This is a genomic window from Bryobacter aggregatus MPL3 (assembly GCF_000702445.1).
Lineage (GTDB): Bacteria > Acidobacteriota > Terriglobia > Bryobacterales > Bryobacteraceae > Bryobacter > Bryobacter aggregatus.
The window spans coordinates 1495452-1518392 of record NZ_JNIF01000003.1 but is presented as its reverse complement, the minus strand read 5'-3'; the positions used below and the strand labels follow the sequence as shown (position 1 = coordinate 1518392).

At 58.8% G+C, this 22941-nt stretch carries 19 protein-coding genes and 2 tRNA genes; 10 read left to right on the top strand and 11 right to left on the bottom strand.

Annotated features, from left to right (window positions below; translation table 11 throughout):
- Nucleotides 1-23: 23 nt before the first annotated feature.
- Entirely contained in the window at nucleotides 24-1139 is a 1116-nt protein-coding gene (locus tag M017_RS0107310; RefSeq protein WP_238325835.1) for a glycoside hydrolase family 88 protein, read from the top strand.
- 42 nt (nucleotides 1140-1181) lie between these two features.
- Nucleotides 1182-3002, top strand: coding sequence for an ABC transporter ATP-binding protein (locus M017_RS0107305; RefSeq protein ID WP_031496964.1), 1821 nt, complete (start codon nucleotides 1182-1184; stop codon nucleotides 3000-3002).
- Here M017_RS0107305 and M017_RS0107300 read toward each other — a convergent pair.
- Both M017_RS0107300 and M017_RS0107295 read right to left on the bottom strand, forming a co-directional pair.
- Nucleotides 2944-3612, bottom strand: a complete 669-nt coding sequence (locus M017_RS0107300; RefSeq protein ID WP_155121291.1) for a hypothetical protein — start codon at nucleotides 3610-3612, stop codon at nucleotides 2944-2946. The genes M017_RS0107305 and M017_RS0107300 overlap by 59 nt on opposite strands.
- A gap of 35 nt (nucleotides 3613-3647) precedes the next feature.
- Nucleotides 3648-4697, bottom strand: coding sequence for a hypothetical protein (locus M017_RS0107295; protein WP_051669587.1), 1050 nt, complete (start codon nucleotides 4695-4697; stop codon nucleotides 3648-3650).
- A gap of 62 nt (nucleotides 4698-4759) precedes the next feature.
- Between M017_RS0107295 and M017_RS0107290 the strand changes: the two genes are divergently transcribed.
- Genes M017_RS0107290 through M017_RS27465 form a run of 3 tightly spaced genes read left to right on the top strand, consistent with a single transcriptional unit; the run spans nucleotide 4760 to nucleotide 7306 of the window.
- Entirely contained in the window at nucleotides 4760-5860 is a 1101-nt protein-coding gene (locus tag M017_RS0107290; RefSeq protein ID WP_162179854.1) for a phospholipase D-like domain-containing protein, read from the top strand.
- Nucleotides 5853-6395 carry a hypothetical protein gene (locus M017_RS29660; RefSeq protein WP_031496956.1) on the top strand — a complete coding sequence of 181 codons (543 nt, stop codon included), beginning with the start codon at nucleotides 5853-5855 and terminating at the stop codon, nucleotides 6393-6395. The genes M017_RS0107290 and M017_RS29660 overlap by 8 nt, the downstream gene beginning before the upstream one ends.
- Nucleotides 6392-7306 (top strand): metallophosphoesterase, encoded by a 915-nt coding sequence (locus M017_RS27465; protein WP_051669586.1) that lies wholly within the window; start codon nucleotides 6392-6394, stop codon nucleotides 7304-7306. The genes M017_RS29660 and M017_RS27465 overlap by 4 nt, the downstream gene beginning before the upstream one ends.
- A gap of 6 nt (nucleotides 7307-7312) precedes the next feature.
- Here the strand turns inward: M017_RS27465 and M017_RS0107275 are convergent, their stop codons facing one another.
- The 4 genes from M017_RS0107275 to M017_RS0107260 all read right to left on the bottom strand — a co-directional run bounded on the left by M017_RS0107275 (nucleotide 7313) and on the right by M017_RS0107260 (nucleotide 9737).
- Entirely contained in the window at nucleotides 7313-7852 is a 540-nt protein-coding gene (locus M017_RS0107275) for an AAA family ATPase (protein WP_031496953.1), read from the bottom strand.
- A 74-nt stretch (nucleotides 7853-7926) separates the two neighbouring features.
- A complete protein-coding gene (locus tag M017_RS0107270) occupies nucleotides 7927-8802 on the bottom strand; it encodes a PhzF family phenazine biosynthesis protein (RefSeq protein WP_031496952.1) in 876 nt (291 codons plus the stop codon).
- A 69-nt stretch (nucleotides 8803-8871) separates the two neighbouring features.
- A complete protein-coding gene (locus M017_RS0107265; RefSeq protein WP_031496951.1) occupies nucleotides 8872-9546 on the bottom strand; it encodes a class I SAM-dependent methyltransferase in 675 nt (224 codons plus the stop codon).
- Between the two features lie 98 nt (nucleotides 9547-9644).
- A tRNA-Ser gene (locus M017_RS0107260) sits at nucleotides 9645-9737 on the bottom strand.
- A 60-nt stretch (nucleotides 9738-9797) separates the two neighbouring features.
- Here M017_RS0107260 and msrP point away from each other — a divergent pair.
- The 3 genes from msrP to M017_RS0107245 are packed head-to-tail and all read left to right on the top strand — an operon-like array spanning nucleotide 9798 to nucleotide 14232.
- The gene (msrP, locus tag M017_RS0107255; protein WP_031496950.1) at nucleotides 9798-10691 is read left to right on the top strand and encodes a protein-methionine-sulfoxide reductase catalytic subunit MsrP; all 894 of its coding nucleotides are present in this window, start codon (nucleotides 9798-9800) and stop codon (nucleotides 10689-10691) included.
- 22 nt (nucleotides 10692-10713) lie between these two features.
- Nucleotides 10714-12654 carry an FAD-dependent oxidoreductase gene (locus tag M017_RS0107250; protein ID WP_238325834.1) on the top strand — a complete coding sequence of 647 codons (1941 nt, stop codon included), beginning with the start codon at nucleotides 10714-10716 and terminating at the stop codon, nucleotides 12652-12654.
- Nucleotides 12655-12660: 6 nt separating this feature from the next.
- Nucleotides 12661-14232: a HEAT repeat domain-containing protein gene (locus tag M017_RS0107245; RefSeq protein WP_031496947.1), complete on the top strand. Its 1572-nt coding sequence runs from the start codon at nucleotides 12661-12663 to the stop codon at nucleotides 14230-14232.
- Here the strand turns inward: M017_RS0107245 and M017_RS0107240 are convergent.
- Both M017_RS0107240 and M017_RS0107235 read right to left on the bottom strand, forming a co-directional pair.
- Complete coding sequence (locus tag M017_RS0107240; RefSeq protein ID WP_035957709.1) at nucleotides 14229-15452, bottom strand: DUF1501 domain-containing protein; 1224 nt, start codon at nucleotides 15450-15452, stop codon at nucleotides 14229-14231. The two genes, M017_RS0107245 and M017_RS0107240, sit on opposite strands and share 4 nt — an antisense overlap.
- Before the next feature lie 15 nt (nucleotides 15453-15467).
- Nucleotides 15468-17099 carry a DUF1800 domain-containing protein gene (locus M017_RS0107235; RefSeq protein ID WP_051669585.1) on the bottom strand — a complete coding sequence of 544 codons (1632 nt, stop codon included), beginning with the start codon at nucleotides 17097-17099 and terminating at the stop codon, nucleotides 15468-15470.
- Nucleotides 17100-17294: 195 nt separating this feature from the next.
- Between M017_RS0107235 and M017_RS0107230 the strand changes: the two genes are divergently transcribed.
- Both M017_RS0107230 and M017_RS0107225 read left to right on the top strand, forming a co-directional pair.
- Nucleotides 17295-18506, top strand: coding sequence for a peptidoglycan recognition protein family protein (locus M017_RS0107230; RefSeq protein ID WP_031496943.1), 1212 nt, complete (start codon nucleotides 17295-17297; stop codon nucleotides 18504-18506).
- Nucleotides 18507-18516: 10 nt separating this feature from the next.
- Nucleotides 18517-19530, top strand: coding sequence for a disk-shape morphogenesis protein volactin (locus M017_RS0107225; protein ID WP_051669584.1), 1014 nt, complete (start codon nucleotides 18517-18519; stop codon nucleotides 19528-19530).
- Nucleotides 19531-19533: 3 nt separating this feature from the next.
- Here the strand turns inward: M017_RS0107225 and M017_RS0107220 are convergent, their stop codons facing one another.
- From M017_RS0107220 to guaA, 3 genes are all read right to left on the bottom strand, one after another.
- Complete coding sequence (locus tag M017_RS0107220; RefSeq protein ID WP_031496939.1) at nucleotides 19534-21021, bottom strand: TlpA family protein disulfide reductase; 1488 nt, start codon at nucleotides 21019-21021, stop codon at nucleotides 19534-19536.
- A 60-nt stretch (nucleotides 21022-21081) separates the two neighbouring features.
- Nucleotides 21082-21157 (bottom strand) — tRNA-Ile (locus M017_RS0107215).
- Between the two features lie 12 nt (nucleotides 21158-21169).
- Complete coding sequence (gene guaA / locus M017_RS0107210; protein ID WP_031496937.1) at nucleotides 21170-22933, bottom strand: glutamine-hydrolyzing GMP synthase; 1764 nt, start codon at nucleotides 22931-22933, stop codon at nucleotides 21170-21172.
- Nucleotides 22934-22941 lie beyond the last annotated feature (8 nt).

Sequence of the window (22941 nt, the reverse complement as noted above, 5' to 3'; positions counted from 1 at the left end):
TCCAAAAATAGTAGGACATCCCGTTGATTCAATTCGAGCTTCCCACAGACCGCGCCCGCTTTGAGGACGCACTCGCCTTTGCGCAGAACCAAGTCAAGGCTTTGGTCACCAACTCTCCTGGCTTCTACCCGGTCTATACCAAGGACGGAAAGTGGAAGCATGAGGGAGAGTCCTGGACGCATTGGTGCGACGGATTCTTTCCGGGCATGATGTGGATCTTCTCCAAGCACGCTAAGTTCGATACCGCATTCTGGAAAGCCAAGGCAATCGAGTACACCAAGCCGCTAGAGGCACGCAAGACAGACCGCGAAGTGTATGACCAGGGTTTTCTCTATTTCTCCACCTATTACCGCTGGCTGGATGTTGATAAAGACCCGGTCCATCGCGAAGTTCTCATCACTGCCGGCACAACCTTGTCCCAACGTTTCCAGGAGAAGGGCGGCTACCTGCGCAGTTTTGTCGCTCCGAATTCTCTGTTCATCGACAGCATGATGAACGTCGGCATCATCTTCTATGCGGCCCGTGAGACAGGGGATAAACGCCTGCGTGAAATCGCGATCCGCCATGCGCTGACCGTGCGGAAGAATCTGGTGCGCGGAGATGGTTCGGTGGCGCAGGAGGGAATTTTCGATACGGATAGCGGCGAGTTTCTGGAGCAGTCAACCCACCAGGGATTCCGTCGCGATTCCTGCTGGTCCCGTGGTTTGGCTTGGGCCACTTATGGCTTTAGCATGTCGTATGAGTACTCACGTGATCCGCGCTTTCTGGCCACGGCGGAGGCCTGCGCAGACTATTACGTGACGCATGCCAATGGCGATGGAATTCCCCCTTGGGACTTCCGCGCTCCGCTCGAGTTCCGCAAGCTGGTAGATACTTCAGCGGCCGCCATTACGGCCTCGGCCTTGATCCGGCTCTCGCGGCTGATCCAGGATCCGGTGAAGGGGCATTTCTACTACAACACCGCGGTTCGAATCCTGCGTACTCTTTGCGACGAGTATCTTGGCAATCAAACTTCTGGTTGGCAAGGCATTCTGCAAGGAGGGCTGTACCATATGCATCGCGGACTCGGCATCAATGAGAGCGCGATCTGGGGCGACTACTTTTTTGTCGAAGCGTTAGAGCGAATTCTGCGTCATTAGGAAACGCTTCGCCGTTGTGTGATTCCTCTCTTTTGAGGATGCTTGCACTCTAACAGCACGGCGAAAGCCATTACGATTGCGGACCTGCTCCGTCCCCACCGCACGCTGCTTTTCTTTGGCGTGCTGGCGGTGGTGGGCGAGGGCGTGGCGAATCTTCTCGATCCCTGGCCCCTGAAGATCGTGCTTGACGGTGTGATCCGATCGAAGATGGATGCGGGCTGGCTCAACAACTGGATCACTTCCCTTGTGGGTACCGATCCAGTGGGTACTCTCAAGATTGCGGTTGTGGCCACCCTGGGAATCGCCACCCTGGGGGCGCTTTGTTCCTATGCCGAAAGGTACATCACCGTCAGTGTGGGGCAAGGGATTCTGCACTCTCTCCGGCGCACGCTGTATTCGCACATCCAGCGCTTGTCGCTATCCTTCCACGATCAAGCGAGAACTGGCGATCTGATCTCCCGGGCGACGGGCGACATCGATACGATCCAGGGCTTTGTCACCTCGGGCTTTCTGGGGACAATCATCAACCTGCTCACCCTGTTCGGCATCGTGGGGGTGATGTTCTATCTGAACTGGCGCTTTACTTTGATTGCGCTGTCCATCACTCCCCTGCTCTTTCTGGTGGTCTTCAGCTTTACGCGCCGCATCAGGACCGCCACGCGCGAAGCACGAAAGAAAGAGGGCGAGATTGTTTCGGTGATCCAGGAAGTGCTCTCTTCGATGCGCGTCGTCAAGGCGTTTGCCCGCGAGGACTACGAAGAAAAGCGGCTGGAAGAAGAAAGTCTCGAAAGCATCGGAATTGCCCTGCAGGCACGCGGCCTGAAGGGGATGTTAGTGATGCTGGTCGAGATGATTGTTGCGGTGGGTACGGCGCTGGTGCTCTGGTTCGGGGCCAAGCTGGTGCTCGATGGAACGCTTTCTGCCGGGTCTCTGGTGGTATTCGTTTTCTACCTTGGCAAGATGTACAAGCCGATGCAGGAGCTCTCGAAAATGACGGATACCTATGCGAAGGCGGCGGTTGCCTACCAGCGCATCAACGAAGTGCTCGAGATCGATCGGGAGGTCAAAGATTCTCCGGCGGCGCGCACGATGGGGCCGGTCCGAGGGGAGATCCGTTTCGAGAATGTGTCCTTCAGCTATGAGCCGGGCTCGCCGATTCTCAAGTCCCTGAGCTTCACCATCCAGCCCGGCCAATCTGCTGCTTTCGTTGGGCCGACAGGAGCAGGAAAAAGCACCATCCTTAGCCTGATTCCGCGCTTTTATGATCCTGTCTCTGGTGTCATCAAGATCGATGGGGTTGACCTCCGGGAGTACACGCAAAAATCGCTACGCGATCAAATGAGTTTTGTTCTTCAGGACAATTTGCTCTTTCATGCGCCGGTCTGGAACAACATTGCATACGGAAGGCCTGAGGCCAGCCGGGAAGAAGTGATCTGCGCGGCAAAAGAAGCCAACGCCGCCGAGTTTATCGAGAAGATGCCGGAAGGCTATGACACGATGCTCGGCGAGCGGGGCCAGACACTTTCCGGCGGCCAACGGCAGCGCATCGGAATCGCGCGAGCGATCATTCGGAATACGCCGATTCTGCTCCTGGACGAACCGAGTTCGGCGCTCGATGCCGCCTCGGAGCAGGTGGTCTTTGAGGCGCTGGACCGGCTGATGCAGGGCAAGACCTGTATCGTCATTGCCCATCGCCTGTCTACCATTCGCCGTGCCGATACCATCCACGTCATCGAAGACGGCACTATTGTCGAGAGTGGAAGTCACGATCAGCTTGTCGCCGCAGGGGGCGTCTATGCGAAGCTCATTGCGGCTCAGTCGCCAGAGCTCCCGGTGTTGGAGCCGCTGGCGCCAACGGGCTAGGAGTTTTTCTATTTTTCCGCCGCGGATGCCGGATCTCCGGCCAGAACTCCCGCACCACATTGAAGGTGGCATCGCTGCCCAGCATGATTCCGGCTGAGGCAAATCCACTGGATACGGTCCGCAAGCGGACCGGTTGCCACAAGCGGGAGATCATTCCGCTTCCGATCGCACCAGAAATCTCTCCCATCGCGAGGGTACGCTTGCCAGAGGTTTTCTTGCGGGTGATGATCGTACTGACCAAGGCATGGCGCAGACGGAGCTTGAAGGCCGTGTCTTCCGAGCGTTGGTAGTGCAGCTCTTCGTGGAGCAAGGTGCCGATGCCATATTTGATCGTCGTGCGGATGGCATGGCGTCCCGCCGAGGATGCCATCCGCTTCCCCAATCCGTCCCAACCCTGGCCCCACTCGCGCGGGCTATTGCGAAGATGCTGGAAAGCTCCAGCAATGGCAGGCTGGAGATAGCCGGCCGGGTTCAAGACCTTTCTGCGCCAGTGATGCCCCTCGGAATGGACTGTCTGTTGCGGGATCATTTCCTGGCTGTGCAGGGGGACGGCAAAGATCCCGGCAACGATTAGCGTTGAAAGGAGCTTCAAGGGCAGAAAACAACTCATCTGTCGTTTATAGCAACGAATCCTCTGGGTCTTGCTCATAGACTTTGTAATGCTTCAATTCGTTTTAGTAGTATTTCAGAAAAGCGCTGGATTTCCAGTGGCGAGTAGCCAGCCGCCCGGAAGGCGTCTCCGATTTGTGCGGGAGACAGCTTTCCGAGAAGATTGCCGAGCCAGCGCGCATCCTCCCGGGGGATGTTGTGCCCGATCGAGCGCAGTTGGAATCTGCGATAGAAATCCGGGCTCAGAAATAAGATCCATGGCGCCGAGGCTGGAGTGCCGAAGTCGACATTCTGGCCATGGACCTTGGCGATGAACTTCGACTCCGTATAGGCCTTCAGATTGCCACGGGCATTTTGGAGTGGGAGGGTGAGCCCGGTGGTGCCGAAGCTGGCGCCCAGGTCGCTCACCAGATATACGAGCCTGCCGTCTTCCGCCACCCTCACGTTGTTCTCATCCTTGAGATCCCAGTTATTGAGCAGCGCCATCAGGACGCGCAATCCATTGCCCTCGCGCGTTGCAGAAAACGGATTCTCTTTCCATTTCCAGTCGCCTTCTGCCTTGCCTTCCCGCTGCCGTTTGAGACGGACATGGCGCACAGATCCATCCGCTTCCAGTAGCTTGTTCCCTCGCCGTAAGTGCTGGGGCATGTGTTGAATCTTCAATGTTTCGAGAAAGTACTCTTCATCGGCGAAGTAGCCTGCAGCCCATACAAAGCGTGTCGAGACCGTTTCGGGGCGTGCCTCGGCGCCCAGCTTCACCTTCCACTTCACCCCATCGCGGTCGAGAACATCGAACTTTGGGTTCGACCCCGAATGATCCTCCTTGAGAAAAGTAAAGGGCTCTCGCGGCTGGTGCTGTTCGCCTCCAGGACCAAAGAAAAGGTTGCGTGAGGCGATGTCGGACGGATCGATCCAGAGCACTGGCGGACCGCCCGAGTAATTCTTCCCTTCTGGGTTATGACTCTTCCTTTTTTTCACACCCGCATCGGAGGCAGCGAGCGTCATCACAAGGAAAATCAGGAAAACGGCACGAAAACGGCCGAATCGCAGCTTCTTCGTCTCGATCTCCGCTTGGATCAGAATCATCGGAACTTCACTTGCAAGCAAAGTGCCATGACGCACCAGAAACTGCTGGGGATGGAATGGAGATGAAGATCCTGGTTCAACCGGACGATGGATTGCAACCAATTTGGGAGGCTCTCGGACGGGCCAAGAGAACGATTGAAGTTGTCATCTTTCGTTTCGACCGGCGAGAGATTGAGGGAGCACTTGCCGATGCAGTCCGCCGTGGGGTTGTGGTGCGAGCCCTCATCGCCCATACCAACCATGCGGGCGAGGCCCTGCTCCGCAAGCTGGAGCTCCGCCTGCTTGCGGCGGGAGTGATGGTGGCGCGCACTGCCGGCGACCTCACACGCTACCACAGCAAGATCATGATCATCGACCGCCGCGAACTCTTTGTGCTGGCCTTCAACTACACCCGGCTCGATATCGATCGGAGCCGGAGCTTTGGCATCGCAACCAAAGATCGCAAAATCGTGCAGGAGGCGTTGAAACTCTTTGAAGCCGATGGCCAGCGTCAGCCCTATGAGGCGGGGAGCAATGCCCTGGTGGTGAGCCCTGTCAATGCCCGGCCGCAACTCACCGCGTTTCTAAAAGGCGCAAAGCAGGAACTACTGATCTATGACCTGGCCGTCCATGATCTGGCGATGGTGCGTCTTTTGGAGCAGCGGGCGAGAGATGGCGTTACGATTCGGATTCTGGGCCGGGTGAAGAGCACGCAACTGGAGGCGCGCGTGACTCCGATGCGTCTGCACACGCGTACGATCATTCGGGATCGCCATACGGCCTTCATCGGGAGTCAGAGCCTGAGACGGGCCGAACTGGAGGATCGGCGCGAGGTCGGCCTCATCTTCAAGGACGCTGGAGCGCTCGCCCGCCTCTGTGCAATCTTTGATGAAGACTGGTCGTTGTCAACGCCTACATTGCCGGCGGCGAAATCGCAGGAATCCCACTCCGTGCATGCGGGTAAGGTGGCAAAGAAGACCGCGCAGGTGGTGGTGCAAAGTTTAGCGCCGCTGGCTCCCAGGATTGACGAGATTGTGCGCGAGATGAATCCAGGAGGCGGGCCAGTTGAAATTGATGGTGCGGCGCTGGAACTCCTTGTTGCCGATGCGGTCAAGACAGCCGTAAAGGTGGTGGTGAAGCAGGCGGTGAAAGATGCGGTCGAGGAGGCGGAACTGCATGCTTAGGCTCATCCTCTTTCTCGGTGCGATGGCTTCGCTCTGTGCACAACCAAGAGAGAACGCCCTCAGCCTGGTGCTCGCCGACTTCGACCAACGCGTGCGAGCGTATGTGGCGATTCACAAAAGGGTAGAACGCGAGCTTCCTCCGATGAAGCCAACCAAGGCTGTCGAGATGCTCCACAGCCAGCGCCTGAGCCTGGCAAAGGGAATCATTGCTGCGCGTAAAGATGCCTTGGCCGGGGATGTGATCACCCCGGCGATCGCAAAGGAACTTCGCGGCTTGCTCAAGCTCGCCATGACCGGCCCCAATGCCGTTCGAATTGCGAGAAGCCTCGATCATGCCGAACCGCAAAGCTTCGTGCTGAAGATCAATACACCCTATCCCCCCAGAGTGCCGCTCCAATCCATGCCTCCCACGGTGCTTGCGAATCTGCCTTCGCTTCCTCCGGAACTGGAGTACCGTCTTGTCGGGCAGGCCCTGCTTCTGTACGACGAAAAAGCGAATCTGATTGTCGATTTCCTGCAGGCGGCCCTTCCGTGAAGTTGACGCGAGGGACCTTTCTCGCTGGCGTGCTGGGAGAATTCACAGGTGCTTTGGATCACACGGCGCTCTTCGATCTGTGGAGTAACTGGTCGCTCGCGCAGGGGCCGATTGTGGTGGGCGAACCGCCTGCGATCGAGTTGCCGCTCCAAGACAAGTCGCTGCGCTTTGCCGTTATCGGAGACAACGGGACTGGGGCTCGGCCGCAGTATGAAGTCGGGAGTCTGATGGCCAAGACCCGCGCGAAGTTCCCCTTCGAGTTTGTGCTGATGATGGGGGACAACATCTATGGCAGGAAATCGAAATCCGCCTTCAAGCGAAAGTTTGAAGATCCTTACAAGACGCTGCTCGAGGACGGAGTCAAGTTCTATGCGTCTCTGGGGAATCATGATGATCCGAATGAGATTTACTACCAACCCTTCCATATGGGCGGCAAGCGCTATTACAACTGGAAAAGTGGCAATGCGGAGTTCTTTGCACTCGACAGCACTTATATGAACCCGGCCCAGCTGACATGGATTGAGGAGAAGCTGCGCGAGTCTTCCGCCGCGTGGAAGTTCTGCTTCTTCCACCACGCGCTCTATTCCGATGGACGATTCCATGGCCCCGATCTCGACCTGCGGGCGAGGCTGGAACCGATCTTTGTAAAGTACGGTGTCGCTGTGGTCTTCAACGGTCATGAACACTTCTATGAACGCCTCCAGCCGCAGAAGGAAATTCACTACTTTGTGGTGGGAAACTCGGGACAACTGCGGCGTGGCAACATCCGGCCCGGCCCGAATCTTGCGAAAGGCTTCGATACTGACCAGGCATTTCTGATCGCCGAAGTGGTGGGCAAAGAGTTCTACTTCCAAACGATTTCCCGATCGGGCAACACCGTGGACTCGGGAATGATTCCGCTCCACCGCTAGGATGCCTTACCCGGACGATTGCGCTAAGCTTCGCAAGATTAGATCGGCTCGCGCGGCCACGCTGACTTTGGGCAGCACAATCACCTCGTAGCCGAGCTTTGAGTACGCCTGGAGCAAGCGCCGATATTCGAACGTGGCGGTCTCGAAATCATGGCGCCTTGCGGCATCGGTCACATAGATTTCCGGCCAAGGTGGTGTCAGAAACACCTGATGATGATAACGGTACAAGCGGCCAATTGCCTTGAGTGTCTCTTCACCTGCGGCAAAATCAAGTGCGGCTGCCGCGTCGACTAAGCCGCGATCAAAGAAGACCCACCCATTCCGTGAACTCGCCAAGGCACGGTCTGCCTGGGCCAGAGCAATGCTGCGGCGGGCAAAGGCAGCCAAGTCCACCCACGGGAGTGCCAAGCCTCCGGTTTGTAGTTCCTGCTGGACAATCCGGCGTCCGGGTTCCTCTACGGTGGCATAGCCACGCTGGTTGAGCGCAGCAAGAAGGGTGGACTTGCCACCGCCCGAAGATCCGGAAATCACCACAAAGCGGTTCATGGGAGGGTCAGTACTTTGTCTCCTGGCGGCATGCTTCCTCGATCACCGTTGCCCGGGCCAGAATCCTTTGCATCTCATCCAAGGTAGAGTGCGCCTCGTAGTACGACGACTCCTACCCCGGAGAGTTCCGGCTCGGGCGTGAGCCGGATTCGCAGAACGCTGCGACGTCCCATTTTCGTGCCTTGCTCGATCTCAATCTCGTTGTTTTCGAGGTATCCCGTGGCGGCAAGATAAGCCGCGAGGGGGCCGGCTGCGGTCCCGGTCGCCGCATCCTCCCATAGGCCAACGGTCGGATTGAAGAAGCGGGCATAGGCCTTAGCCGGTGCATCGGAATCGAAGGCATAAATGTAGCAGCCCTCTGCCGAGGCGCCCTGCAGGACAGCGAGCAATGTAGGTGCATTCGGGAGCGCTTGATCGACGACGCCGGCATTGCGAACACGCACCATCAGATGAGCTGCTCCGGTATCGGCGGGACGCGGCTTGGGTTCCAAGAGGATCTCGCTTGGATCGAGACCAAGGGCTGCGGCGAGCGGGCCTATATCTTCCAGCGGACTCGACAAGCGGAGTTGCGCTTGGCGCATCCGGCCATGGACGCGGCCGTCGATCGACACAAGCTCGATCGGCAGGACATCTGGGCCGATCTCCTGCTGAAAAGTCCGTGCCGTCGTGAGCGGACCGAGCTCACCATGTTCTCCGAGCCAGAGCCACGCCCCGAGGGCATTGTGTCCGGCGCCAAAGACTTCCACACCGCTCGCGGTGAAGGAGCGTAACTTCCAGTCCGCGCGGGTGCTGCGCATGAGGAAGGTGGTCTCGGCTTGATTGAACTCACCGGCGATCCGCCGCATCTGTTCGTCGGTCAGGTTGTCAGCGCCCTGCACCACGGCGAGCGGGTTTCCCGTTAAAGGAGTGTCGGCAAAGACATCAATGAAGCCAGCGATCAGTTCGGCCATTGCTCTGCTAGATGAGCGAAGAGAGGAAGAGGATGCGATGAGAGAGGATCAAAAAGCGAATCTTGCCGATCACGCCTTGTAGGCCACCCATCCTCTGAATGTGAAACCCGCGTAGAACAGGGCAACGCTGGCAAATCCGGCCTCCCACAACAGCGCTTCGTCCTGCTCCGGGGACAGGACAGGCAATCGTTCTTTGATGGCCGAGATCGCTCTTTCCGCGTTTGCGGCTGCTACGCCGGACGCCACCGCAAAAGCGGCATAGCGGGCCAGCCATTTCGCGTTCTCCCCATCCTCTTGTGGAAAGCTGTGGTGAGCGACGACGAATGGAGCATTGGGCTTTAACCGTCGATGCACTTCGGCCAAGGTGCGCCGCCGTTCGTCTTCCGGGATGAAGTGGAGGGTCAGGAGGCAGGTCGCCGCATCAAAGGGGCCCAGGGGCGCACTATCGATATAGCCTTCATGGAGGTCCACGCGCGAAGCAAGTGGACCGAGAGTGCGCTGGGCCAAACCCAGCATCTCTGCCGAGGGATCAACGCCGCAGAAGCTCCATTCGGGCTGCAGGTCCGCAAAGGCCTTCAGCTCCAACCCGCCCCCGGCGCCGAGCACGAGCACCTTCGCATCGTCCCGAATGCGTTCGGCGAGAAGGAGGCCAGTCATCTTCTGGAGATCGTGAAAGCCTGGAACCTGTCGCACAGGGCTTTCCGCATAGCGGGCGACGCTCTCAGGATCGGAGAAAGGGGACATCGGTGCGCTTTCCTCTTATGGTGAATACACCTTGGGCCCGAATGGTTGATTTGGGTTGAATTCTGCCGGTACCGGGGACCCCGGACGCCGTGTGGAAGTGGCGGAGAGAGAGAGATTCGAACTCTCGGTAGCTCTATTAGAACTACGACGGTTTAGCAAACCGCTGCTTTAGACCACTCAGCCATCTCTCCGCGAGGTGCTAATTAGCGTGGCCCTACCTTTCGTAGATTAGCATAGGGCTAGGAGTTCCGATGCTGATCAAAGTCCCAAAATCTTGGCAAATTCCAGAACGCGATGCGACACCCGAGACGGATTTTCTCACCCGGCGCAAACTCCTGGCTCTTGCGGCCTTGCCCATGGCGCTTCCGGCCGCCACTCGTAATCCCGAATTCACTCTCGACCGGCCTCTGACCGAGGAATGGGCCGTCACCAGCTACAACAACTATTACGAGTTCAGTTCCAACAAGCAGAAGGTGAAGGACTTGGTGGGCAACTTCAAACTGCGCCCCTGGACCGTCGAAATCAGCGGCCTCTGCGACAAGCCCCAGAAGCTTTCAATCGAAGAGATCGAGAAGACGATGCCGATCGAAGAGCGGCTCTACCGGCACCGCTGCGTCGAAGCCTGGTCGATGGCTGTGCCCTGGACTGGCTTCGTTCTCTCCAATTTGCTCAAGCGGGCCGAACCGAAGTCGAGCGCGAAATTTGTGCGCTTCACCAGCGTGAACCGGCCGGGTGAGATGCCGGGAATCGGACAGGCTCCCAGCTTCCCCTGGCCCTATGTCGAAGGCTTGCGGATGGACGAGGCGATGCACCCGCTCACCTTTGCCGTGACCGGTCTCTATGGCAAGCCGCTCCCCATCCAGAACGGAGCGCCGCTCCGTCTTGCTATTCCCTGGAAGTACGGCTTTAAGGGGGGCAAGGCGATCTTCAAGATCGAGTTCATCGCCAACCAGCCTGCCACCACATGGAATACTGCAGGTCCCAAAGAATACGGCTTTTACGCGAATGTGAACCCCAAGGCTCCGCACCCGCGCTGGTCGCAGGCAGTCGAGCAGATCATTCCCACGATGGGCCGGCGGCCCACTTTGCTGTACAACGGCTACGAAAAATGGGTGGCTTCAATGTACAACGGGCAAGAAATCTGAAATAATTTTCGGCGGAGTTCCTATGATGCGCCGTCGAGATCTTCTTACCAGCTATAGCCTTGTGGTGTTGGCCGATCAGCTTCCTGCTGCCCAACAGAGGCCGCCTTTCGATCGCATCGCGCCCCCGGGCAAGGATGCGAAAGACGCCGGTTCCGTCCAGGAGCCGCACCTGTCTCTGGTGTCGCTCGATTGTGATGTCCTGGTGGCTGGAGGAGGCGTGGCCGGTGTTTGCGCCGCCATCTCCGCGGCCCGCCATGGAGCGAAGGTGGTGCTGATCCAGGACCGTTCGCGATTAGGAGGCAACTCCTCAAGCGAAGTCAAAATGCACATCGTTGGCGCGGACTCCCATCGCGGACGCCCGGGCTGGCGCGAGTCCGGATTGATTGAAGAGCTTCGACTCGAAGATGCGGTCAACAACCCGCAGCGCTGCTGGGAGATGTGGGACTTCATCCTCTACGACAAGGTGGTCAGCGAGCCGAACATCACGCTCCTGCTGGAGACGATTCTCTACAAGGCGAAGGTGCAGGGAGACAAGCTCACTGAAGTCTATGCCCGCTGCGATAAGAGCGAGCAAATCTATCGCATCACGGCGAAGTATTTTGTGGACTCGACGGGCGATTCCCGCCTCGCGCTCGAGTCTGGTGCGGCCTTCCGTACGGGCCGCGAGCAGCGTTCCGAGTACAACGAAAGCCTGGCGCCCGAGAAGGCAGACCAGGAAACCCTGGGCAGTTCCATTCTCTTCACCTCGCGGCTCCATAACAAGCCGATGCCCTTCAAGGCCCCGGCCTGGGCCCGCAAGGTGACTCCCGAAACCCTTCGCTTCCGGAAAGTAGACAACTGGGAGTACGGCTATTGGTGGATCGAGTGGGGCGGCAACAAAGACATCATCCGTGACAATGAGTTGATCCGCTATGAACTACTCTCGATCGTGATGGGCGTCTGGGACTACATCAAGAACAGCGGCAATCACACCAACAGCGCAAACTATGCCTTCGATTGGATCGGCATGATGCCCGGCAAGCGCGGCAGCCGCCGCCTCACCGGCGATCATGTGTTGACCCAGCACGACCTGATGAGTGGCAGCTTCCCCGACGCGATCGCGATGGGCGGTTGGCCAATGGATGATCATCCGCCGGGTGGCTTCGATCGCGCCGATTTGCCTCCAAATACGAATCTGCGAACTCCCGAGGTTTACCCGATTCCACTGCGCAGTTGCTACTCGAAGAACATCGCGAATCTGTTCATGGCAGGCCGCAATATCAGCGCCACGCACGCCGCTTTTACTTCGACGCGCGTCATGGCCACCTGCGCCACGATCGGGCAAGCTGTCGGTACAGCAGCCGCGCTTTGTGTCGAGAAGAGCAAACTGCCGCGCCAAGTGGTGGCCGATCAGAACCTGATCCAGACCCTCCAGCAGCGTCTGCTGCGCGACGACCAGACGATCAAGGGCAAGCCCGGCGAACTCTTCTGCAATGAGGACCCGAGCGATTTGGCCCGCAGCGCAACCTGGTCCAGTTCTGGCGATCTGGGCGAGGCGGTGTCGAAGCTGGTGATCGACGGGATCACGCGCGATATTCCCAAAGGGCCAGCCCATCATTGGGCCGGACCGATGAGTGCCGAAGGTGCCTGGATCGAGTGCAAGTTCGAGCAGCCGCGCACGCTGCGCGAAGTCCAACTCACTTTCGATTCCGGCTTCCAGCGGCAACTCTTTCTGACGGCGAACGACGCTTTTGCCCGCGACACGCCGCGCATGCCCCAGCCGGAGACGGTGAAGGACTACTCGGTGTTGGTGCGTAAAAAGGGCACGAGCGGCTGGGAGACCGTGGCAACGGTGAAGGGTAACTACCAACGCTTGAATCGCGTGAAGTTTCAGCCGGTCGAGGCCGAGGCGGTGCGTGTCCACGTGACGGCAACGAACGGCGTCGAGGAGGCGCGCATCTTCGAAATACGCTGCTACGCTTGAGGCAGGATGCGGCAGTCGCAACGATTTCGGCTCTCGCCAGGAACAGCGGCACTGCTCTCAGAACTCGGTCCCAAGCCCGCGCCGCCGCGCTTTTGGCGTAGTAATGCCCGGGTTCTCGATCTTCTCACGCAAGTTGGTGAATCAAACGATGCCGCTGCCATCGGCGAAATCTTGGCCTTTGGCCTGGCTGCGGAGGACGAGATCCGTTCTGCGGCCCGGTTCGCCATCGGCAAGCTGTTTGCGCTGCTTCCACTCGAAGCTTTGCCCCAGTTGGATGATCTGCTCCGCCATCGCTGGAGCAACTTAAACGATTGGCATGACCTTTCGCCAGAACCTGGTGCGGCGGACTGGACGCTGCCGGAGGATCGCCTTTTTCTTGCCCTCTTAAGTTGCCACAGCAATGGCTTCATCCGGGAGAAGGCGCTGTGGCAGATGAACGAAGACCCCTCCGAAAGCACTCTTCCGTTCCTGATGCTTCGACTGGTCGATTGGGTGCCTGCGGTACGCCATGCGGCAGCAATCGCTTTCGCTCGAAAATGCACGGCCAGTTACAGTCAGCCGATCGTGAACTGCCTGGGTCTGCTCGATCTTCTTTCTCACAGCTCCCGCTACCCGCTATCCCTCGACACCTCGATTGAGGCGCTCCTCCATGCGCCCGAATGCGCTGCCGCCTTGCGGGCCGGGTGTCATGCAGCCTCGCGGCGCGTGCGGGCACGCAGCTTCCATTGCGCCGTCGACAACCCTGCCATCGCAACGGATCAGCTGTATCGGACAGCTAGTTCCGATCGGGATTCCGGGATTCGCAGCTGGGCCTTCCAGAACTGCAGCGTACTCCACCATGAGGCAGCTCAGGACCCCTTTGGACCCATTCGGAGGATTGCCTTTGAAGCGTTTCGTGCCGAGTCCCCCGCCAGCAGGGAACAACTGCGGCCTTTTTTATTTGATGTGTCTGCCTCGATCCGGAGGGACTGCCAGGCCTTGTTTGCGGATGCAGCGGCAGTCTATCGAGCGGCGATCGGGCAGGATTCCCGGCACACTGCTATTGCGATCCGTGGACTGGTGGAGACGGGCGACCGAAGCGACGCGGCGCTGATTCTATCGAAGATCGGGCATCCACTCGCCCGTGTCCGGCAGGCAGTGGTGGTGGCGATCCAAGCATTTGGGTTGGAAGACCAGCACGAAGTGTTGCTGCGTCTGGTCACCACCGATCGCCCCTTGGTAGCCAGAGAGGCCGCCCGCACTCTGCTGCGGGGTGTCGAAAGGCCGGCCGAAACGGTGTGGGCCGCTGTCAGAATGCATCCTGATCCGCGAGTTTCCCGCACCGTGATCACGCTGTTTCGAGGGATCGGAAAATGGCGCCAGCTTGCGATCTATCTCGATGCCGTTGCGGCGGAAGACCTGATTCTGGCTGACTCCGCAACAAAGCTTCTGATGGCCTGGTTCGGAGCCTATAACAAGAGCTTTGAGCAACCGGACGCTGCGGCAGTCGTGCTGCTACAAGAGCGATTGGAACAGTTGAACTCGCATCTCCCGGCGCCGCTGCTCCGAGAATTGCGTAGCATCTTAGCCGGTGTTTAGCCAAAGATCGGCAGCAACGATTTGGGCTGATAGCCGGGAAAGATTTTGGACAGACTTGGCTGCCCCAGATGGCGCTGCACGACAGTACTTAAAACATCACGAAAATCGGTAGTGACGTCCAGGTCCCGTTCCTCGTAGAGTTGTTCCCGCTCCATGCCCGGCCAGGGGCCGTAGACCTTGCCACCTTGCATCGCCCCGCCCATCGTGAACATCACGTTTGCATGACCGTGGTCTGTGCCCCGATTGCCGTTCTCTCGGGCCGTCCTGCCAAACTCGCTCATCGTCACGACCACCACATCGTCCATGCGCGGTCCCAGATCCTGATAAAACGCCGCCAGGCTATCGCCGAATTCCCGCAGCAACCCGGCCAGCGGACCATCGAGCGCCGTCGCCCCCACTTCATTGACATGATGATCCCAACCGCCGATATCGGCAAAGGCAACCTCGAGCCCGGCATCGGCCCGGATCATCTGCGCAATCTGCTTCAGGCTCGGCCCCAGCCGGCCCGTCGGGTAGACGGCGCCATTGGCAGGCTTGTACTCCGTTTTGCGGAGTGCATCGAGCAGACGGATTGCCTCGAAGGTCTCGCGGCCCGTGCCTTTGAGTTGCGTGTCAACCGAGGCGGCGTAACGGCTCATATAGTCGTCGCCTGCCTTCTTGTCCTGCACTTGAAAGCCACGCACACTGCTCAAGGCCACCGCCGCATTGTTGCCCCGGAGAGTGCGGGCCAAGACCGGACCGACGGAAACAGCCCGGATGGGCGATTGCCCCGCCACCTGCGGAATCGCCCGGTTCAGCCAGCCGTCGCGCGTCGCCTTCAGGCCCGGCGTGCCGCTCTCCATGTAGTCCTGCGCATCGAAGTGGCTGCGCGTCGGGTCCGGACTGCCGCAGGCGTGAACAATGGCCAGCTTCTTTTCGTCAAAGATGGGTTTGAGCGCCTTCAGATTTGGATGGAGGCCGAAGAATCCGTCCAGATCCACCGCAGAAGCAGGCGCGGCTCCAGGCTTCGGAATCGCGATACTCGGGCGTCCGCTGTAGTAGGCGTTTTCTCCGTGCGGCACGACGATATTGAGTCCGTCGGCGGCTCCACGCTGGAAAATCGCAACCAGGATCTTCTTACTTGAGTTGACGGCCATGGCGCGTTGCAGCCACAGCGGCGAACTTCCGATGCCAAACATGGCGATTCCCGAACGGCGAAGGAACGCTCTTCTGCTTGCCATTCCTGACTCCTGTTTCTAGCGGCGCTGTCCCTCGGGCGCGCCGGTACTTCTGGCGATCTCGGCATAGCGATCTTTATCGATGCTGACGCCGTTGATCTTATTGTTGCTGAGCGCGATGGCAAAGTTCATGCGCGCTAAAAGTCCAGCTGAGTTCACCCATTCCTCGCTGTTATTCGAATAGCCAGTGGGCTCCTGTTTGCGATAGAGCGGCTGGCCCATGTTGGCGATGGCCTGGGAGGCAGGCACGGCATTCGTGATCTTCGCTTCTGTCGCCCGCAGCGCAGCTGCCACCACCTCGAGCGGACTCTTCATTTTCGCCCGATACGCGCCCGCACTGAAGAATTCAGGGCTATTCAGCATCGTGCGCATGACCACCTTGAGGTCTCCTTCCGATTTGAGAAAGCTGGCAGCCATCCGTTCCACTAGCGCCTTGGGAGGCTCGTCCGCCACAAAACGTTGTGCCAGCTTGCGGGACAGGAATCGCGCCGTCGCAGGATGCTTGGCCAGAATCTCGATGACCTTGATGCCGTCTTCGATACCCCCGCCGGCCGGAATCGTGACCCCTAAAACAAGCTTCTCGCCCTTGTCATGCACGCGCTCGTTGAACTTGAACTTCCCCAACCGGTTGGGCTCCTCAATCGTCCAGCCCGTAAAGCAGCGGGCCACTTCCTGCACATCCTTCTGGGTATAGCCGCCGTCTACGCCCAGCGTGTGCAATTCCATGAGTTCGCGTGCATAGTTCTCGTTGAGGCCCCGGACCGGCCGCTTGGACTGCGTTTTCCGCGGCCGGTCTGCAGGCGCTTCGCTGACGCTTTGCCAGTTATCAAGAAAAAACAGCATCGCCGGACTCTCGGCTGTTGCCAGCAGCATCTCCTGGAAGTGGCCGAGCACAAAAGGCCGGATCGCTTCGCGCTCATAAGCGGTGGTGAGCCAGTGGTCGGCTCCCTTATCGAGATAGACGTTGAAGTGATTGAACCAGAAATCGACCAGTACCTCGTGCAACTGCCGCTCGCTCAGCACGGCTCGATAGAGTTTCGACTCGGTGAGTTCTCCCGCAATCGCCTGCTGGGGAGCGGTGCTGCGCAGAATGCCGTTACGCTCCTCCGTACTCATGACGCCGATCCGGCGCCGCCGCTCTGCCGCGGCTTTCTGATTGGCTTCGTTTTCTAACTCCGCCGCCGATTTGCTTTCCTCGTTACGAGGCTTGTAACGTGCACTGAGCCGGGTGTAGGTCTCCCGGAGTTCGGGGTTTTCAGGTGGCGTGATTTTTCCCGCGGCAAAGGCAGTCAGAATCTGGGGAGTCGGGTATTGGACGAGCAATGCCTCCATCGGCAGCAAAAGCGTTGGCATCGCCGCGAGCTTTTCGAGCAGCTCAGGATTCTCCGGGATCGAAGTCGGGTTCAACTGCAATTCGATCCACTTCTTGAGGCCGAGCTTCCGGAGCTTTTCGCGATCCTGAGGCCGGGGGCCGAAGCTGAGGCGGCTGAGTGCGTGCTCCCCTTGTTTTTCTTTCGCCAGTTTCTCGCGAAACTTCGCATCGGCTTCGTTTGGCTTCTTCGAGTTTCTGGCAGCCAGAGGACTCAGGAGCAAAGCCAAAACGGCAATTGTCCGAACCAAGTGCTGTGTCTGGAAGGCTTTGCTGTTCATCCCAACCTTTCCTCCTAAAAAGAGAACTCTCGCAATCGGGAGAAGTTTCGCTTTGAGGATGGACTTCTTTAACTAGTGGTATTAACCTACGCCTTCTAAGCGATTACCCTAATACTATCCCTACGGCCTATAAGGATTCGAGGCGGTTCTGCCGATCTTCGGTCAGGGTGCTTTGGAAGAAGGTAGTACGGTTCCTTGAATCGGATTTCTCCACGACAAGTATTAAATCCGCTGATCGATGCACGGGCTTCAAAGATTGAAGACCCGATCGAGAAATTGCGCTTTCTCCGGCACAGCGACCGCCGGGTGGGCCAAGTCGAAACGGTTCTCGGGCGGCCCCGCTATTGGTGGCTCCGGAATCGGAAGCTCTGGCTTGCTGTGTTTTTTGCTCTCCTGGTCCCGAGCTTGACACTGTTTCGACCGGCGACGCCACTGGCTCCGGCTGCGGAGTTTGTCCCGCCAGCGCCGGCTGTCCCACGAAGCTTTGCAGAATCGCCACTGGAGAAGGTCTGGCTTGTCGAGACCAAAGGGGGCGTGGAGACCTGGTCGAATGGCCTGCACATTGAAACACGCTATGCGACCACCAATCGCCCCCGGGAATACTACGTGTGGAACCGGAATCTTCCTGCCTCCTCGCTGACGCAGTTGCCCAGCAAGCAGGCGGCGGGAATCGTATTCCACACCACAGAAAGTACGCTCGAAGATCTGGTGGAACATAAAACCTCCCGGTTGAAGTTGCTGGGGGAATCGCTCGTGCAATTTGCCCGGGAAGAGAAGGCCTATCACTATGTCATTGACCGCTTTGGCCGCGTGTTCCGTGTGGTGGCTGAATCCGATGCGGCCAATCATGCGGGCAAGTCGATCTGGGCCGATAGCAAATGGGCTTATATCCAATTGAACGAATCGTTTCTTGCTGTGTCTTTTGAGACACAAACCCGTCGCGGAGACGAGCCGCCGGTGGTCTCGCAGGCGCAAATTGATGCGGGCCGCCTGCTCACCCGCATGCTGCGGGCCCGCTATGAGATCGCAGCCACCAACTGTGTTACGCATGCGCAGGTTTCCGTGAACACCAGCAATTTCCTGATCGGCTACCATACCGATTGGGCGGGCAACTTCCCATTTGAAGAAATCGGCTTGCCCGACAACTACGCACAGCCGCTGGGCAGTCTCCAGCTATTTGGATTTAGCTATGACAACACTTTCTTTGCCGCCACTGGAACAAGGATGTGGAAGGGCTTAGGAAGTTCTGAAGACCTGATCCGGGCGGAAGCCAAAGAAAAATCGCTCTCCATCGCGCAACTCCGGACCCAGTTGCGAAACAATTACCGACGCCTGAGTGCGCTGTTGCCTGAGAACAACTCGCCCATGGCCGAGAAAACTATTGCAGACTCTGAACGAAGCCAGTGAGGTTAAACCCATGAAACACTCCCACAACACGCCGGCCATCGGCCTTGATGTTGGCACCAGCCGCATTGTGACGGCATCGCGTCACGAAGAAGACTTTCAATATCGGACACAGCTCAACGCCTTTGTGACCGTGCCGTGGTCCAAGATGACGGAGGCTTCGCTGAAACGCGAAGGCGTCCCTTATGTCGTGCACTCCGACAACGGCGACAAGAGCATCATTGTGCCGGGCAACGAGAGCTCGCGCTTCGCCGATCTCCTACAGACCGAGACGCGCCGTCCGATGACGCGTGGCGTTCTCAACCCGCAAGAGCCTGCCAACGCTGCGATGCTGAAGCAGTTGATCGAGAACCTGACGGCCGGGGAACGCCGCAGTGGCTTGCCTGTTTACTACAGTGTGCCTGCCGCCCCGCTCGGCGCCGAAGAGAATCTGACCTACCACGAGGCAACCATCGCCCAGATCCTGCGCGAACTCGATTGCTCGCCGACGCCGATCAACGAAGGCCTGGCGGTTGTCTTCTCGGAACTCGAAGACACCAACTATTCGGGCATCGGCATCAGCTTTGGCGGCGGTCTGGTGAATGTCTGCCTCAGCTATCTGGCCGTTCCGGTGCTGAGCTTCAGTGTGCCGAAGGCTGGCGATTACATCGACTCCTCGGCCTCGACGATCACGGGGGAGTTGTCGACGCGCATTCGTCTCGAGAAGGAAGAGTCCTTCTACATCAATGGTCACTTCTCCGATAAGCTGCACCAGGTGTTGAACGTGTACTACGACGAGATGATCCGCGCGGTGGTGGCCGGATTGAAGGATGCCTTTGCGAACGCGCGCAACATCCCGAAGATGGGCAAGCCAGTGCCGATGGTGCTCTCCGGTGGCAGCGCGATGCCGCGCGGCTTCCGGGACCGCTTCGAGAAGCTGTTGAAGGAGAGCGATTTCCCGCTGCCGCTCAGCGAGGTGCGGATGGCGAAGTCGCCGCTCGACGCAACGGCAAAGGGCGCGCTGGTGGCGGCGCTCGCCGAACTCTAGGGACTATTTTCTGGCGGCTTCCAGCATCCAGGCAATCTTTTGCTGGAAGTCGCCGTCGGCCAGATATCCATCCACCTGGAAGCGAATCTGGCCGGCGCCATCGATCACGTAGAGCTTGGGGATTGCGTCGGTCTGGTAGAACTCATCGATGCTGCCATCGCTGAGAAGAATCGGGAAGCGATAGCCACGCTCTTTCGCCGCGACGGGGACCGCTTCCTTATCGCTGTCCACGCTGATGGCCAGGAAGGCGACGGTCGGATCTGCGCGATAGCGGTCAAACTCCGCACTGAACGCCATCAATTCCGCGGCACAGGGGCCGCACCAGGTCGCCCACATGCTGAGGATGAGCGTGCGGCCCCGATAATCCTCGAGGGAAACTTTTTCACCGGATAGGTCTTGCAGCGTGAAGGGCTTCGCCGCCCGTTTCTTCTCTGAGGCGAGCAGCTGCGTGCGGATGCCTTGCATCCGATCCCCACGATTGCGGTCTGGAGTATCGGCCAGCCGGCGCTCGCGTTGCGCGGCTTCTGGCTGCTGCAATTGGTCGAGCGCCTTTGCATAATCGAGCCGCAGCTTTCTCTCGTCGAAGTTGGGCTCCTTCTTGCCTGACGCCAGCGCGCCATCCAGTTCCCGCAGCATCGTTTCGGCGATTTTTGAGGCGGCCTTCCAATTGCTTTGCGCCAGATACGCTTGCAATAGTACCGGCCAGAACGCGCGGCGATCCTCCTCGTGGAGCGCGTTTGTGAGCGGCCATTGCTCCTCAATGAATTGGATGCCGCGATGGGCAAACTGCAATGCCGCTGCCGGGTCGCGCTTGGTGAGTGCCTCGGCCATGCCTCGCATCGCGTTGACATGGCGCAATGGATCTGAAAAATTCCTGAAAAAGACGAGGCTTCGCTGCTCTGCTTCGCTTGCGGCTGCGGTCAGGTCCTGGGTGGAGAAGAGTTGCGGGTTCTGTTCGAGCAAGCGGAACCGGGAATTGGCCGCTAAGGAGGCCCAACTCACGTTCTCGCCGAATGCCGTTAGATAGTCGGAGTAGGCCTTTGCCGCTCGCAGTGGATCTTTCTCTGTGTCAGCGCGTTGGAGCCGCTTTTGCTGGGCCAGTCTTCCGGCTGGAAATCTAGCGACACAGATATCTTCGAAGGAGGTTGCTTTCTCTCGATTGCCGAGGATTCCATGGCCCGTAGTGACGGCTGCGTAGTAGTCCTCGTCTCGCTTCGTTTCTGGCACTGTCTCGAGATAGCGAAGATTCCATTCGATGATCACTTTTCGCTCCGCCGCATCGTCCATGCGCCCGACGCTTCTCCAGTAGGGGTCATAAATGCGAAAGAAATCTGGGGAGATGCGGATGCTCTCTTCAAAGAGACGCCGGGCTTCCGGGATACGTCCTGAGTTGTAAGCCTCCACGGCTTGGACAAAGGTAGGGGGCGACGGTTGCGCACAGAGCGTGGCAATCGGAGACAAGAGAAGAATCACGCCAAGGAGTCGGTGCATCGCTGGCCTTTCAACGGCAATCGTTGCACAGTTGACGATGGAAGTCGTGCAGGTGTGGAGTGGTGGGCCCTGTTGGATTCGAACCAACAACCAACGGATTATGAGTCCGCTGCACTAACCGTTGTGCTAAGGGCCCGTCGCTACGATTCTATTCCCACTCGATCGTCGCGGGTGGTTTGTTCGTTAGATCGTAGAATACTGCGCAGACACCGTTGACCGCCATCAGCTCTTCGCACATCTGCTTGAGGAGGGCCTCCGGCATCGGAACCGCTTGCGCCGTCATGCCATCCACGCTGTCGATCGGGCGGAGAACGATGCTATCGGGCTTTCCTAGTATCCCGCATGGCAGCAACACCACGGGGAACTGCCAGACCTTCTCCTCAAATCCGCTCTCCACCGACAGCCTCCGGACGATCGCGTCACAGCGGCGCAGGCGTTCGAGACGCGTGGCGTCGATTGCCGCGACCTGCGAGGTGAAGGAGGCGAGCGGAGCCGCCGTCTGCACCAGTGCGACCACCCGGTTCACATCGGCAAGCTGATTGATAGACTCGGTTGCCGTGTGGAAGGCGGCCTCCGAATAGTTTTCCAGCGCCAAGGTCGCGCGGTAGGTTCTCGCATCGCCCTGCACTCCCACACTCAGTACCGGCAAAATATAACCCGCGTCCACTTGGCGCGCCGCCTTCACCTCTGCCGAGCAGAGGCAGCGGATCGCCAGTCCCGGGCCGGGGAAAGGATGGCGATCGAGCAATTCGTCCGAGACGCCAATCGCCGCGCCCACCTGGCGAACTTCATCCTTATAAAATTGCGCGAGCGGCTCAATCAGACGGCCCGCGTCAATGAGAGCCTGGATGCCGGCGACACGGTTGTGGTGGGTCTTGATGACCTCGGCCTTCGCCGTTCCGCCGCTCTCGATTGTGTCAGGATAGATCGTCCCCTGCCCGAGAATCCATTTGCCGTTGAGGAAGGGTCCGGTTTCGAGAACCCGCTCCTGGACAGCCACAAACTCCTCGCCAATTGCCTTGCGCTTCGCCTCGGGCTCCACCAAGCCGGTCAGCTTTTCGAGAAATTCCTGCTTGGCGTCGACAACTTCAAAGGAGTCGCCTGCCATCTTCGTGAAGACTTCCCGCACGAATTCGGTTTCGCCTTCGCGCATCAGCCCGGTATCGACATAGGCGGCGTGGACCCGGTCTTTGCCGAGAGCTCGCAGACAAAGGGAGAAGGCGACGGTCGAATCGACGCCACCGGAGGCGAAGAAGAAGACATTGCGCCCGCGCGCGGTGCTGCGGATTTCGTCTTCCAACTGCTCCAACTGGTGGGTTGGGCTCCAGTCCTGTGCACAGCCTGCAATGGTGAACAGGAAATTGCCGAGGATGATCTTGCCCCCGTGCGTATGGACCACTTCCGGGTGGAACTGGATGCCATAGAGCTTGCGCCAGTCATTGGCGATGGCGGCGATGGGGCAGGTGGCGGTAGCGGCGGTGACTTCGAAATCTTCCGGCGCCTGGCCCACCCGGTCGCGATGGGACATCCAAACCTGCGAGACCGACTGGAAGCCCTCAAAGAGGCGGTCCTGCTGGGTGACGTTCAACTGCGCCATGCCGTATTCCCCCCGGACGCCTTTGATGACTGCGCCGCCCTCAAGGTGGTGCGCCATCAACTGCATGCCGTAGCAGATCCCCAGTACGGGGATACCCAACGAGAAGATCTCGGGGTCCACTTGCGGGCTGCCAGATTCATAGACACTGGCCGGGCCGCCGGAAATGATGATGCCACGGCGGTCCTCTAATTTTTCAGCGGCGATCTCGCTCGGTTGGACCTCTGCGTAGACGCCCAGTTCACGAACCCGGCGGGCGATCAGGTGGCAGTATTGCCCGCCCGCGTCCAGAACGGTGATTTGCGGTTGTTTCGTCAAACTACCAG